Below are 11,929 nucleotides of genomic sequence, written 5' to 3' on the forward strand. Positions count from 1 at the left end.
AAGGCTTCTAATCTGCCTGGGCATAGCCCGGCAAGGACTCCCCGTGAAACGGATTTATCTCAGCGGCCCCATGACCGGCCTGCCCGGCCTCAACTTCGCCGCCTTCTACGCCATGACCACCAACCTGCGCGCCGGCGGACACACCGTCACCAACCCCGCCGAACTCAACCCGGACGGCGGCACCTGGAACGACTGCATGCGACGCGACATTGCCGCCCTGATGGACTGCGACACCGTGGCCACCCTGCCCGGCTGGGAGCATTCAAAGGGTGCCCGCCTGGAAGTCCTGATCGCCGAACGCCTCGGCATGACCGTTGTGGATGCCCATGATCTGGTAACGAGGGAGGCTGTATGAGCGAGGTAAAAAGCTTCTGGTGCCACGAGGCATCCAACGTCTTGTGCGTGCGGGCGTCAGACTTCGACAACTTGACCCGCCTGTTTCTGGACGCCGCCGAGCGTGCCGTTGCCTCGGAGCGCCGCGAGAAGGAACTGCAACAGCGCCTGACCGAAGCCGATGAGCGAGAGGACCAACGGGCAGCGTTGACCAATGATGACCTAGTAGCGATTGCAAGAAACGCAGCACTCAACAGCGTGGATCGCTACAACTACATGCCATGCCTTCCAGAGGAAGCCTTCGCATGGAAGCCGCACTATTGGGTTATCGAGGCGATGCGCGCCGCACTCAAGCCGGCAGACGGCAGCAAGCCATCCACCTGCACCTGGTCTGAAGGCGGCTTCTCCTGGCATACCGGCTGCGGCAAGGAATGGCAGTTCACCGATGGTGGGTTGCCAAGTGAGAACGGCATGCACTTCTGCCACTCCTGCGGGAAGACGCTGGTTGTGGAGTCAGCAGACCCCTCATAGGAGTACATCCGTACTCCACCCGCAAAACCTGTAACCCCTCCCCCTTCAAAGTCAGCCGCTATAGCGGCAAGGACGACCAATGTCTCAAATAAAGGAACGCCCCATCCTGTTCTCGGCGCCGATGGTGCGCGCCATCCTGGAAGGCCGGAAGACGGTAACGCGCCGAGCAATCAGCGTGAATCTGACCAACCGTTTCGATGAGCCGCGCGGGCAAGCCGATGTTGCGGCAGGCTATCCCTTTGTGGAATGCGACGAGGGCTATTGGCCGGCCATCAACTTCTGTCCCTACGGTAAGCCAGGAGACCGGCTGTGGGTGCGCGAGACATGGGGCGTCATCAGTCACGACTTCGATGAGCGTGGAAGCATGATTGATTGGGAGCCTGATCGACCGGCCTCGCCAATTCGCGAAATGCGCTTCGGTCAGGGCTACTACTCAGGGCACGTAATCTACCGTGCCGACGGCGAAGCGGTATGGGCCGGTGACGATGACGGCGGCGGGGATGATCGCTCCGCCTGGAAGCCAAGCATCCACATGCCCCGTGTCGCCAGCCGCCTCCAGCTGGAGATCACCGACGTGCGCGTCGAGCGACTGCAGGACATCACCGAGGACCAAGCAAGGGCCGAAGGCGTGCGCCTCTACACCGATCATGCTGAACTGGGTAATTGGTGGCACGTCGAGGGGATCGAGACATATAGCGCTGATCCGCGCAAATCGTTCGAGCTGCTCTGGTCATCCGTAGGAGGTGACTGGGCTGCCAACCCGTGGGTCTGGGTGGTCGAGTTCAAGCGGGTCACGCCATGAAGACGCACTTCTTTGCAGGGCCTGGGTCGGGCGACATCGAGCGGGCACCTTGCGGAACCTGGCTAGGCGAGGGATCGGGGCTTTCTGGAATGTGGGAGCGAGTGGATTGCCGCCGTTGCCAGTCCCTCAAAGAAAAAATCATTGATACGGCCGCGACCGAAGAGCGCGCCATTGTCGAGCAGATGGGCGACATGGCGGCATTCATGCGGGCGGAAGACGGAAAGCAAGAGGTGACGCCATGATCGCCACCCTCTGGTTCGCCTACGTCTTCATCTACCGAGGGCCCAGGCCAGCGCATCACTCGCACACCTACTCAAGCGCGGCTTGTGCTTGGTAACAGGCGCGCTCTCAACGCGACAAATAAAGTCGCAGAAACTAGGGCAGATGTTATTACCGAAGCTGACTGAACCACCCTGAGAAAATCACCAAAGGTCGCGGTCCCCGGATCAGCCGAAAAGAGATAAAACATAATGGGGCCAAGGTAGGAGCCTATAGCACCTGCAAAAAACCATTTCATTTCTACACGTACAAAAGCGCCTGTGCGGTGATAAATCACAGCGGCACTACGGCGGGCACTTATTAGCGATTCATTCAAGTTCATAGGCTGGATCCGTCCATCAATTTTTGGCCGAAGATAGTAATTCAACCCAGACCAAATCCCAATCCCCTACATGCCTGCCGGTGAGCGGCGGGCGGGATCACGGAAGCTGACTATCAATCCAGCGTTCAGCTGCCGCCATGGCTTCATCAAGCGCTGCCGGATAGTCAGGCCAAGGGCCTTCCAACTTTGCTGCAACCTCACCCAAGCCATTGATAGGTGCTGGCTCAATGATCTTTGCGGCAACAGGGCTCTGGTCGTTCGGGCGGCGTCAGTCGAACTTGAGAAACATCACGTGGCCCCGGTAAGCGTGCGCTATCGGAGCATCGAAGTTGTGTGACACGTCCATGCCTCATCACGAACTTTATTGAACCCTTTTGTACACCGCTTCAGGCCTGTTTGAAAGATAGGCAGAAAGCTATCACTCCAATCCCCTATATGCCGCCCAGCGCGGCTAGGACGCACCCCCATGTTCGCTATGAAACTCACCCTGATTGTACTGGGCGCTTTGCTGTACCTGGCTGGAACGTTCGGCTGGATCTTCTGGGCCGGGCCCGAACTGCTGGCCACCGGCACCATAGAGGCGCTGATCTACGCCTTCGCCGGCTCATGCGCCTGGATGCTGATCACCTTCGGCCTGGCAATCCACATCATCAAGACAGCGCGGCCCACGGCCGGCGGGAGGTAGGTATGGAAATTCACTTTCTTTCACATGAGGAGGTATGCACGCTCACTGGCGCAAGGACAAAAGCCGGGCAGGTGCAAGTGCTCAGGCAAAACGGGATTCGCCACACCATCAAGCGCAGCGGCTGGCCTTGCGTCATCGCCAACGCCCTCACCGGCGAACCGGTTGCAGCATCAGCAGAAAAACCAAAATGGCAGCCACGCCTGGTGAGTTAAATGGGAAGGAAGCCAACAAACCCTGACAGCGTCACACGCCTCAGGAAGCGCAGGCAACGCAGCGGGACAATCTATTACTACTACGACCTCGGAGGCACACCCAGAAAAGAGATCGCCCTGGGCAGCGACTACGGAATGGCGATCGTAGAGTACGCGAAGCTCGAGAAGAGCCGCGCGTCATCGGCCTTGGTACAGGACGTGCTCACCTTTGCCTATGTTGCGAACATTTATATGCTCGAAGTCGTTCCGACCAAGGGCGTGGCCACGCAAAAGGACAACACTCGGGAGCTGAAGCAATTGCTGAAATTCTTCGATGATCCGCCGGCACCGCTGGAGGCGATCGAGCCTCAACACGTCGTCCAATATCTGCGGCAGCGCGGCAAGACAGCTCCGGTACGCGCAAACCGTGAGAAAGCTTTACTCAGCGCCATCTGGAATTTTGCCCGCAGCAGCGGCTATACGGCCTTGGCCAACCCGTGCGCCGGCGTGAAGGGTCACAAGGAGTCTGGCCGAGATCAATACATCGAGGACGAGATGTTCGCACTGGTTTACCAGCACGCTGAGCAGCCGCTGCGGGATGCACTTGATCTGTTCTATCTGACCGGCCAACGCATCGCGGACACCCTGAAGATGGATGAGCGAGATATCCGCGACGATAGGCTGGCAGTGAAGCAAGGCAAAACGAATGCAAAAAGGAGGATTGAGATAACGGGCGAGCTGAAGGTTGTTATTGATCGAATCATGGCCAGGAAGGACGGGCACAAGATACGGACAAGTAGGCTCATCGTTATGGATAACGGACAGCCCATGACCAGCAGCATGTTGCGAGGAAGGTTTGACGCGGCGCGTGAGGCGGCCGGTGTAGAGAAAGGAGACTTTCAGATGCGCGATCTGCGCGCCAAAGCCGGTACCGACAAAGCAGAATCCAGCGGTGACATCCTGCAGGCTCGCGACCAACTTGGGCATACAACCGTCGTCATGACGGAGAACTACATCCGTAAGAGGATCGGCAAAAAGGTCACGCCGACCAAGTGAATTCTGCACCGCAATAGTTTTAACCCCCTTGAAAACAAAGGGCTGCAAGCGAGGTAAAAACTACTCGTAGCGGTGCAGAATAGACGCTAACTTGTTGTATTTTAAAGAATACTTTGCGGACTTAAAATCCCCCGCTCGTAAGGGCGTCCCGGTTCGATTCCGGGTTCGGGCACCATAGATATCAAAGGGCTTGCCGGGGAAACCTGGGCAGGCCCTTGTCTTTTTTGTTCCGTAATTTCCCTCCAGCGGCATTCTGCCGGACGAACATTAGGTAGTTGCTCTCATGTCAGAACCGCGTATTCGAGCACTTGCTCTATGTGTTTTTCATCATCACGGAAAAATACTGGTCAATCAGTTCCACGACGCTATTGAAGCACGAACCTTCTTTCGCCCCATTGGTGGGGGTATTGAGTTCGGCGAGAGAGGTGTGGATGCCATCGCCCGTGAAGTGAAGGAAGAGCTGGGACTTTCGATCAGCGACATCCGATTGATTGGCACGCTGGAAAGTATTTTCACCTACGCAGGCAAGCCAGGACACGAAATAGTCTTCGTCTACGATGCAAGGTTCGACGACGCAGATGTCTATGAGAAACCCTGGCTGGAGGGCCATGAAAGCGATGGGGCAGCGTTTCAAGCCACATGGTGTTTTGGCTCAAGCTTCAATGCTGGATCTCAGTTAGTACCTGAAGGGCTCTCCGAGCTGCTGGGGTGGGTGCAGAAGTAGAACGGAGCCCCATGGAAGACAGCCACCGCCTCGGCGCTACCGCATGGCCGGCTGTCGAGCGCTAATCCACGGAAAGACCTGCCACCTTCAACCCATCTGCTCGAACCGCCGCCGCTTTAGGAACAACCCCATCCCCAGAGCAACGGCAAAGATCGACAGCAACCCCAAGTCAAAGCCGGACAAGCGGATTTGGCTCGCGGCAACGCAACCGGCCGCGCCTATCGCTACCAGTAATACCCCTAACCATTTGCGAAGCGGATACGACTTAAGAAACCGATCGAGCAGAAAGAACAGCACCAGAGCAGCGGCCAGTTGGGTAATGTCAGACATGGGTTTCTTCCGTCAGGTCTTGATGATCAGTGTCGAGGCGGTACGTTGCGGGCCGATGCCGCCATTCACCTGAGCCTCAATACTCACCAGTATGTCGCCTGCATGATAGGTGGGCAGGGTTTCATTCACATACATGCGCACACCGGCGCCGACAGGGGCACCCACATAGGGGGAGGCAACATAAGAGGTGGCGCCAGCGAACGCCGAGGCCGCCAGATTGGCGATTTTGGTGCGTTGGGCGTTGAGCACATCGCCCTGCTGCCGCGTCAGCGGCTTGGAGATGCCGATCATCATCAGGCACGGCAGGTTCTTGGCCAACATCTTGTCATATACCTCGACGACCTTACGGTTGACCTCGTAGTGCGCGTTTTGCGCCTCTCCAAAATGCAGCTCGCGCAGGCCCCCGCGTTCGCTGTCGGTGAGGGTGATCTGCGAGACGCTGAACACGATCCCGTGATTGCCGATGTATTGGAAAGTCCCTTCGAACTTCATTGCTCGCCTCCTTTCGAATCAAGGGTGAGATTGTCTAGAAGGCGTGCGTTGAATTCAAATTAATTCACCTGGAGGGCAAGGTGCGTTGTGTCGTGGTCAACTAATCCCGGAGACGACGTTAAGTTTTCCCCGCGCCAACCCATCGTTGAATTGGTGAAGCCGAATCCAGTTGTAACGATGCATCAAAAAAGGCTGATATCGTGCGGTGCTTCCTTAAACGTGGCGCGCAAATTACGACAAGCGGGATTCGCCGAGTCGCTCCAGATGAACGCCGAAGACGACGAATAACGCACAATCTGAGTGAAGCTTTGTCCAGACTCAAACCTTTGTGGACTGCGTGAAAGCCCACCCAAATGCGATCGCTGCGATGATCGGTCGAATCAGATCTGTCGCCGGCGCCATGCCGGTAAAAATTTGCAGGCTAGCAAATACGAAGACAACAACTGCCGCAAGGATGCCTAGCATCGAAATCCAGCGAAAATATCGTGGAAACATCAAATTACTCTCATGTGAAGGACACGATCATAATTGCAATACGCCACTAGCTCAATCTACTTGCTGCAGCGGGCAACCGGAGGGCTGCGCTTTTCCGGAGCAAAACCATGAGCAACTACATGTACAAGAGCACTGCACTGGCCAGGGTTGCAGCTGTTAGCGCTTGGGACACCAAGCGCACGGCGTGGAATGCCCTGCATGCCAAGCTAGCTGACCAGCTTCTCGTTGGTTCGATTTTGGGATTTTTCAGCTCAATAATTTTTTAAGGATTTCCGGCGACCCAATAGACACAAAACCCCAATCGTGATCATCAAACTCACCAACCTGCTTAAAAAGCAATCCCTTCTCTTCGCAGATACGACCACAAAGACTAAAATCCTCAGCCAAACTTCCAGACCACCCCACATCAAGAATCGGTTCAACATCAAAATTTTTGGGTGTCGCGACAATATATGAACAGCGTTCGTCAATGATTACGTCAACTACAGTATCGATAGATAACTCTGAAAGATGTAAGGCGCAGAAAAAATTTAATTTCCCATGAGACGCTACAATAGATTCTCGCGGATCACTACCGCCCAAAATTTCACTTCCTCGAAATTTCAGCGCCCCCCCCCCCACAATTTTCGATAGCGTACAACCCTAGTATCTGATTGCCAAGCGGAGTTACCCACTAATAACAAAACATTATACTCAGGCAGCGATTTAACAATCAGACTGAAAATAAAGCGTAGCACGCCTGCAACTGAAGTGTTTGACGCGTAATCGACTAAAAAACTAGCCGCTGACAGTGCTGATCGATGATTCTCTCCAGCCCGATGGAGATTAATCACATCGTTAGCAACTGAAATATCAGGTGCGCTCACGATTTTAATATCAATAGTCATAATGATTTCAGTCACCATCAACATAGAACTTCCATTTCCAAATCAAAGACGCGATAGTTTCACTACCAAACCACGCCGAGCTAGCACACGAGAACATAATCACGAAATTTTCCACTAAACATAATTGATACTTAAAATACTTGCACTCGCGGAATACAACCACCCCAACGCGAGTTTCTAGCCCGTCACTGCATGCCCAAGACGACCAAACCAACCAACAACAAAAAGCCGCTGGAGTTTTCGGTGGCGAAGCCATCGGGCGGCCCAAGGGCAAACAAGCGCAGAGCGTTAGGCGTCAAGGGTGCAAAAAACCGAGATCAAGCCCACGTCAATGCTGATCGGAATACCAATAACCTTTAACTCTTTGAGAGCAACTACACTCCTACCCTCTTATAGCAAAGCTAATCATTTGGCCACCTTATATCGCCCCGAAACTCATCATACCAGTAACATCTTGAATAAAAATCGTCTCTATCTAAATGACACACAAAACTCTCAAGCTTACTACCCAAAGGATAGCTAAATTTATATTTTGCAGTAGACAGCCTGCGCTGTACTGCATGCAATGATTCAAAATATCCTTGAGCAGCCTCGAAAGAAGAACATTCAGATATCTGCTCGATCAAAATCTCACATTCTTTCTCATAGACATCCAAGTACTGCTGAATTAATGAATGGCTCGACCGATAACGCTCCAGCTCACACTCTAACTGGTTCCAGATATCCATTTAAATTACTTAACCCTTATAGGTTGAATATATCCTACCTGGCCTGTAGCCGGATTATAAATCATTTCCGGCCAGCCCCCTTTGTACTTGAAATATCCTTGGAGCGAGCACCGATTGCTGAGTCATTGCAATCACGGGCACGCGAACTCATACCTGCATTCTCATCAACCTACTTGACCCTAGTTGACGCAATATCATCTACCTTTCCGGCAGCGGCACCAGTAGCTTTTTCCCAGTCTAAAAATCACACGAACATCTAATCCATTGCTACGCTTAAAGCGATCAATTACGTCTTTCAAACCGTACTCAGTAAACCCTGCGGCGGTATCAATATTTCCTTTGATTGATGAATAAATCTGGTTCGGATTGGCCATTTTAACCGCAGTGGTCGTATCAAGTGTTTTTGCACTAGTCGCAACACCGGTCGTTCTATCAAAAAAGTCAAATGTCTTAAAGCTTGGGGGGAATCGAGAGCCCGCTGGCAGATGCGTCTCAAGGTAATCCTCCCAAGGCATGCACTGTCCTTGGGTACCCTAACCCACTCAACCCCAGTAGTAGCACGGTCTACCGCTCCGCCAGTTGCTTTTGCATCAAGAAAAATCTATGAAATTAAGTGTTACCTAAATAAACGGCCCCATTCGAGAACTCTATCAGCCAAGGTTCAGTTGATGACGAACAAAATGTATTCAAAACGCGGCCGTCAGATAATTTAAAAAATGGATCGATTGGCTGAGCATCAATAAGCCAGCCCACCTCAATAATGGATAAACCTAAAAGCTCAGAAACATGGTCAAGAGCGGACTCATCCCAACAAGCGAACAGCAGCTCCCTTCCCTTAGACACACGCCACGCACTCTCAGTCCGAAAGTTCCAACCCGCCGAAAAAAGCATTAAAGTATCGCCATCCCAAAATACTCTTTCAATTTTCATAGGCAACAAAAGAGCCATAGTTTGCATGAATGTATTCATTATTTAGTCCACTTGCTCAATATGCGTACGCTCTCTAATCCACTGCTTCCGTTCAGCCTTCGATAAACCCTGCGGGGGCTGCGGTGGCTTTCCAGTAGTAGGATCAACAGGTCCGCCTTTAGCGTTCTCGAATGATGCGCGCTGGGGACTTAGACCATCCGCCTGCATCACCCGAACTCGCGAACCATCAGGCAAGATGTATTGAATTCCGACCACATTTCCGCTGGTCGGAGAAACTACTGGTTTTGTTGGATACCCTGCTGCTTCAAAATCAGCAATCATCTTGGACTGACTTTTAGGAAGATTCACTCCAGAAATATGACTAATTGATCCCACATTTGCTTTTGCACCATCCTCCTTTACCGGGTGGGTATACGGCATGCCAGCCTCAGCATCCGGCGAGACAGTCGAGGTGTATGGCGCCTTTCCTGTGCCCGCCCCTTTTGCACCGCCGAAAGCCTGAGCCAGCGCTTTCTTAGCAGCTATCGCTGCCACACCACCCGCAGCCACCAATACCAGATTATCAGCAACTATCTTGGTTTGCTCGTCCGACAGCCCCCATTTTTGCTGCACGGCCTCTGCGATAGCACCTGCAGTATGGCCTGCGGTAAACGTAGCAAGCATTTCTTGGAAACCCAAATTGGATTGCCGCAAGTCTTCCCATTCTTGTGCGGGGCCATCGCCGAGTGTTTGGTGAATATCATCCAGATTGGCCATTGTATTGGCCACTTCCCTCGAATATTTTGCGCAAACTGTCACATCAGCCGAACACGCAGCTGCCGCTTCCAAATCTTGAGCAAAACTCAATTCCTTGTAGCGAGTGAACACCGCTTTCCGACACTCATCATCTCCACATGCGAGCAGCATCTTTGCCGCTCGCTTGAGTTGATCGTGGTTGAGGTAATTATATTGAGTAGCATTCTTCGCAACCCACCCACCCTGCTCGATGGATTTCGCATCCGCATCCTTCTGCGACGCAGCCGCCAGCACGCCCACGATCTGGGAACTCATCGACAGCAGGTCTTTATCGCCTTTAACCAATGTATCGAGCTGAACGACTAGCGCTTCGTTAATACCCGCCGCCAGCGCACCGGTCTTGAAATCGCCGCCTGTGGCTTTGGAAAGCAATCCTCCCACCATGGCGTGCACGATCACCTTGGGCGGATACCCTTCCGTCAGCACGCCTTGGGTATAGTCGCCAATAGCGTTAAAGCTTGCCGCCGCCAGTGTGTTGAACAGCGCGCCCTTGAGCGCATCACCCAGATCTCCGCCTTGCCCCAATGCCTTGCCCAACAGCGTTGAAGTGGTATTTTGCAAGACTTGGTTCGCGGCGAACTGTCCAACCCCGGCCCAGGTTCCAAGGGCGCCAGGCACGGTAACAATTTTGCCAGTGGCATTGACGGTTTCGGTTCCGGTCCAGCCATCGAACAGGCCTGCCGTCAAACCTGCCGTCACGCCCGAAATGAAGTAACCCTTGATCGCATCCGAAGACGTCACATCTTTGAATACTGCCCCCAGGTTGCCACGGTTGTTAATGACACTGACCGTGGCGTTGGTCGCCGCACCCGCGGCAACAGCGCCTGTCGCGGCTGATATCCCGGCAGCGGTTCCTGCCGATAGCGTTCCTGCAGTAACCAGCCCTTCCGTGGCAGTGCCCATCGCACCGGCAGCCAATGGCCCAAGCACAGTCGCCATGACGATCGCGATAATCAGCTGCGAAGCCGGCCCCAGCCCTGAGTTGCTGTACTTGAAGCTATCGTGGATCTCCTTGACCTGCCTCCAGTCAACATCTCCTCGCTGTTCCGCGTCCTTAAGCCAGGCCAACTGCGGGTCAGCCTTTACCATTGCATTAATCGACTGGCTTACGGTCTGTTGAGTGACTTGAGTAACGTCGATTTTCAGCCCGTTGACTGCGTGAATGGCGAATCTTCGATAATTACATCTACAGCTTGCCCCTTGATAGCTACTCGCCCCCAGTCGCCGGTCAGTTCATAGCCACCATCACAACCAACAAAGCTGTCTATATTTCCATAATCGAACTCGCCCGATGCATCTGCATATACCATAAACCTCCTATCAAACCATTCGAAAGAATCTACATTTAGAAAGCACAAAAAAATGTTTCTATAGCAATACATCTCTCCTTCTTGTGGCTTTTTATATTTCGGATGATTTTCAGTAAGAACTGCCTCTAATTCAAAGACTAGAGAGCCCTCCCTCTCACGAATAGATAAAACATAGCTATCTTCGAAATAAATATTTGAAAGCGAGGGAATTTCATAGTAATTCATATTCATCCTCACAAATCAAAGTCAATTGACGTGTGATTATCCGGACTTTTTCTTGTTACCGGATTACCAAAGGCGTCTGTTCTTTGACCTGTCGCGCTTTTAAACTCAACATGTGGATCAGCACTTCCTGGCGCCCGCGAACTGCCTTGTTTGATTGTCACACGAGGAATGCCATTCGCGTCAAGATATTTGAGAGGGCCACCGTCAGTCTCAGTAGGCTTCCAACCTTGAGCTTCCGCATTGGACTTGCCCCTACAAAACCGGACACCAACTCCCCGTCAAATTGATGCTGCTGCCAAGCGCCTGAACTCCCTCGGTGAGCGATAGTTCAAGGCGCTGTGCGGATGCTGCTCGTTGTAATGCTCGAAGGCAATTGCCAGGTTGCGCAGCGCCGTTTCTCGATCCGGCTTGGGCATGTGCGCAACGTAGTCACGTTTGATCGTCTTCACGAAGCTCTCGGCCATGCCGTTGCTCTGCGGGCTGCGCACCGGGGTGGTCACCGGCTGCAAACCGATCTGTCGAGCAAACAGGCGTGTCTGTTCGGCGGTGTACGCCGAGCCGTTGTCGCTTAGCCATTGAACCGGCGTTGCAGGCAGTTGATCACCGAAGCGTTTCTCTACGCTCTCCAGCATCAAGTCGCGGATGTCATCGCCGCTGTACCCGGTCGGACTCGCGACCCAGCCGATGGCTTCGCGGTCACAGCAATCCAGGGCGAAGGTCACGCTCAGTTTGGCGCCGTCCTCACAGCGGAACTCAAAGCCGTCCGAGCACCAACGCGTATCACTGGTTTGCACCGCAATACGACCCTCGTGCG

At 53.4% G+C, this 11,929-nt stretch carries 19 protein-coding genes and 1 pseudogene; 9 read left to right on the forward strand and 11 right to left on the reverse strand.

Annotated elements, in window-relative coordinates:
* Positions 1 to 43: 43 nt before the first annotated feature.
* The 4 genes from TU75_RS22740 (at position 44) to TU75_RS22755 (ending at position 1,908) form a co-directional block, all read left to right on the forward strand.
* The gene (locus TU75_RS22740) at positions 44 to 355 is read left to right on the forward strand and encodes a DUF4406 domain-containing protein (protein ID WP_060550211.1); all 312 of its coding nucleotides are present in this window, start codon (positions 44 to 46) and stop codon (positions 353 to 355) included.
* Positions 352 to 864: a hypothetical protein gene (locus tag TU75_RS22745; protein ID WP_060550212.1), complete on the forward strand. Its 513-nt coding sequence runs from the start codon at positions 352 to 354 to the stop codon at positions 862 to 864. Before TU75_RS22740 ends, TU75_RS22745 begins: the two co-directional genes overlap by 4 nt.
* Before the next feature lie 79 nt (positions 865 to 943).
* The gene (locus TU75_RS22750) at positions 944 to 1,666 is read left to right on the forward strand and encodes a hypothetical protein (RefSeq protein ID WP_060550213.1); all 723 of its coding nucleotides are present in this window, start codon (positions 944 to 946) and stop codon (positions 1,664 to 1,666) included.
* Positions 1,663 to 1,908, forward strand: coding sequence for a hypothetical protein (locus tag TU75_RS22755; RefSeq protein WP_060550214.1), 246 nt, complete (start codon positions 1,663 to 1,665; stop codon positions 1,906 to 1,908). The genes TU75_RS22750 and TU75_RS22755 overlap by 4 nt, the downstream gene beginning before the upstream one ends.
* A gap of 71 nt (positions 1,909 to 1,979) precedes the next feature.
* Here TU75_RS22755 and TU75_RS27495 read toward each other — a convergent pair whose 3' ends face one another.
* Complete coding sequence (locus TU75_RS27495; RefSeq protein ID WP_141719201.1) at positions 1,980 to 2,267, reverse strand: hypothetical protein; 288 nt, start codon at positions 2,265 to 2,267, stop codon at positions 1,980 to 1,982.
* Between the two features lie 466 nt (positions 2,268 to 2,733).
* Here TU75_RS27495 and TU75_RS22760 point away from each other — a divergent pair, with 466 nt between their 5' ends.
* The 4 genes from TU75_RS22760 (at position 2,734) to TU75_RS22775 (ending at position 4,923) form a co-directional block, all read left to right on the forward strand.
* Complete coding sequence (locus TU75_RS22760; protein ID WP_060550215.1) at positions 2,734 to 2,952, forward strand: hypothetical protein; 219 nt, start codon at positions 2,734 to 2,736, stop codon at positions 2,950 to 2,952.
* A 2-nt stretch (positions 2,953 to 2,954) separates the two neighbouring features.
* Positions 2,955 to 3,164 (forward strand): DUF4224 domain-containing protein, encoded by a 210-nt coding sequence (locus TU75_RS22765; RefSeq protein ID WP_060550216.1) that lies wholly within the window; start codon positions 2,955 to 2,957, stop codon positions 3,162 to 3,164.
* The gene (locus tag TU75_RS22770; protein ID WP_060550217.1) at positions 3,165 to 4,199 is read left to right on the forward strand and encodes a site-specific integrase; all 1,035 of its coding nucleotides are present in this window, start codon (positions 3,165 to 3,167) and stop codon (positions 4,197 to 4,199) included.
* Between the two features lie 283 nt (positions 4,200 to 4,482).
* A complete protein-coding gene (locus tag TU75_RS22775; protein ID WP_060550218.1) occupies positions 4,483 to 4,923 on the forward strand; it encodes an NUDIX hydrolase in 441 nt (146 codons plus the stop codon).
* Positions 4,924 to 5,010: 87 nt separating this feature from the next.
* On the opposite strand, the gene TU75_RS22780 is transcribed toward TU75_RS22775, so the two are convergent.
* The 3 genes and pseudogenes from TU75_RS22780 to TU75_RS27500 all read right to left on the reverse strand — a co-directional run.
* Positions 5,011 to 5,253: a hypothetical protein gene (locus tag TU75_RS22780; protein WP_060550219.1), complete on the reverse strand. Its 243-nt coding sequence runs from the start codon at positions 5,251 to 5,253 to the stop codon at positions 5,011 to 5,013.
* 12 nt (positions 5,254 to 5,265) lie between these two features.
* Entirely contained in the window at positions 5,266 to 5,745 is a 480-nt protein-coding gene (locus TU75_RS22785) for a hypothetical protein (protein WP_060550220.1), read from the reverse strand.
* Positions 5,746 to 5,841: 96 nt separating this feature from the next.
* A pseudogene (locus TU75_RS27500) lies at positions 5,842 to 5,966 on the reverse strand (IS3 family transposase); the annotation flags it as partial.
* A gap of 381 nt (positions 5,967 to 6,347) precedes the next feature.
* On the opposite strand from TU75_RS27500, the gene TU75_RS27505 reads away from it, so the two are divergent.
* Positions 6,348 to 6,506: a hypothetical protein gene (locus TU75_RS27505; RefSeq protein ID WP_156422793.1), complete on the forward strand. Its 159-nt coding sequence runs from the start codon at positions 6,348 to 6,350 to the stop codon at positions 6,504 to 6,506.
* Here the strand turns inward: TU75_RS27505 and TU75_RS28195 are convergent.
* The 7 genes from TU75_RS28195 to TU75_RS22800 form a co-directional block, all read right to left on the reverse strand.
* Complete coding sequence (locus TU75_RS28195; protein ID WP_231981974.1) at positions 6,487 to 6,822, reverse strand: hypothetical protein; 336 nt, start codon at positions 6,820 to 6,822, stop codon at positions 6,487 to 6,489. The two genes, TU75_RS27505 and TU75_RS28195, sit on opposite strands and share 20 nt — an antisense overlap.
* Positions 6,823 to 6,842: 20 nt before the next feature.
* Positions 6,843 to 7,151, reverse strand: coding sequence for a hypothetical protein (locus TU75_RS28200; RefSeq protein ID WP_231981976.1), 309 nt, complete (start codon positions 7,149 to 7,151; stop codon positions 6,843 to 6,845).
* An 898-nt stretch (positions 7,152 to 8,049) separates the two neighbouring features.
* On the reverse strand, positions 8,050 to 8,370 hold the full coding sequence (locus TU75_RS27075) for an endonuclease toxin domain-containing protein (RefSeq protein ID WP_175581355.1): 321 nt from the start codon (positions 8,368 to 8,370) through the stop codon (positions 8,050 to 8,052).
* A 94-nt stretch (positions 8,371 to 8,464) separates the two neighbouring features.
* Entirely contained in the window at positions 8,465 to 8,824 is a 360-nt protein-coding gene (locus TU75_RS22790) for a hypothetical protein (RefSeq protein WP_141719199.1), read from the reverse strand.
* Between the two features lie 3 nt (positions 8,825 to 8,827).
* Positions 8,828 to 10,669, reverse strand: a complete 1,842-nt coding sequence (locus tag TU75_RS28380) for a DUF637 domain-containing protein (RefSeq protein WP_060550222.1) — start codon at positions 10,667 to 10,669, stop codon at positions 8,828 to 8,830.
* A 53-nt stretch (positions 10,670 to 10,722) separates the two neighbouring features.
* Positions 10,723 to 11,115, reverse strand: coding sequence for a hypothetical protein (locus TU75_RS27080; RefSeq protein ID WP_069665460.1), 393 nt, complete (start codon positions 11,113 to 11,115; stop codon positions 10,723 to 10,725).
* Positions 11,116 to 11,393: 278 nt separating this feature from the next.
* Positions 11,394 to 11,929 (reverse strand): integrase core domain-containing protein (locus tag TU75_RS22800; RefSeq protein WP_156422780.1); only part of this gene is annotated, 536 nt, incomplete at its 5' end.

The sequence above is a fragment of the Pseudomonas poae genome, from assembly GCF_001439785.1.
GTDB lineage: Bacteria > Pseudomonadota > Gammaproteobacteria > Pseudomonadales > Pseudomonadaceae > Aquipseudomonas > Aquipseudomonas poae.

Bases quoted from the DNA above. Each gene is read 5' to 3' on its own strand.
- TU75_RS28380 (WP_060550222.1), bottom strand. From the start codon at position 10,669: ATGGTAAAGGCTGACCCGCAGTTGGCCTGGCTTAAGGACGCGGAACAG.
- TU75_RS22755 (WP_060550214.1), top strand. From the start codon at position 1,663: ATGAAGACGCACTTCTTTGCAGGGCCTGGGTCGGGCGACATCGAGCGG.
- TU75_RS22780 (WP_060550219.1), bottom strand. From the start codon at position 5,253: ATGTCTGACATTACCCAACTGGCCGCTGCTCTGGTGCTGTTCTTTCTG.
- TU75_RS22775 (WP_060550218.1), top strand. From the start codon at position 4,483: ATGTCAGAACCGCGTATTCGAGCACTTGCTCTATGTGTTTTTCATCAT.
- TU75_RS22745 (WP_060550212.1), top strand. From the start codon at position 352: ATGAGCGAGGTAAAAAGCTTCTGGTGCCACGAGGCATCCAACGTCTTG.
- TU75_RS27505 (WP_156422793.1), top strand. From the start codon at position 6,348: ATGAGCAACTACATGTACAAGAGCACTGCACTGGCCAGGGTTGCAGCT.
- TU75_RS22760 (WP_060550215.1), top strand. From the start codon at position 2,734: ATGTTCGCTATGAAACTCACCCTGATTGTACTGGGCGCTTTGCTGTAC.
- TU75_RS22790 (WP_141719199.1), bottom strand. From the start codon at position 8,824: ATGAATACATTCATGCAAACTATGGCTCTTTTGTTGCCTATGAAAATT.
- TU75_RS27075 (WP_175581355.1), bottom strand. From the start codon at position 8,370: ATGCCTTGGGAGGATTACCTTGAGACGCATCTGCCAGCGGGCTCTCGA.
- TU75_RS22770 (WP_060550217.1), top strand. From the start codon at position 3,165: ATGGGAAGGAAGCCAACAAACCCTGACAGCGTCACACGCCTCAGGAAG.
- TU75_RS27495 (WP_141719201.1), bottom strand. From the start codon at position 2,267: ATGAACTTGAATGAATCGCTAATAAGTGCCCGCCGTAGTGCCGCTGTG.
- TU75_RS22750 (WP_060550213.1), top strand. From the start codon at position 944: ATGTCTCAAATAAAGGAACGCCCCATCCTGTTCTCGGCGCCGATGGTG.
- TU75_RS22765 (WP_060550216.1), top strand. From the start codon at position 2,955: ATGGAAATTCACTTTCTTTCACATGAGGAGGTATGCACGCTCACTGGC.
- TU75_RS27080 (WP_069665460.1), bottom strand. From the start codon at position 11,115: ATGAATTACTATGAAATTCCCTCGCTTTCAAATATTTATTTCGAAGAT.
- TU75_RS22785 (WP_060550220.1), bottom strand. From the start codon at position 5,745: ATGAAGTTCGAAGGGACTTTCCAATACATCGGCAATCACGGGATCGTG.
- TU75_RS28200 (WP_231981976.1), bottom strand. From the start codon at position 7,151: ATGTTGATGGTGACTGAAATCATTATGACTATTGATATTAAAATCGTG.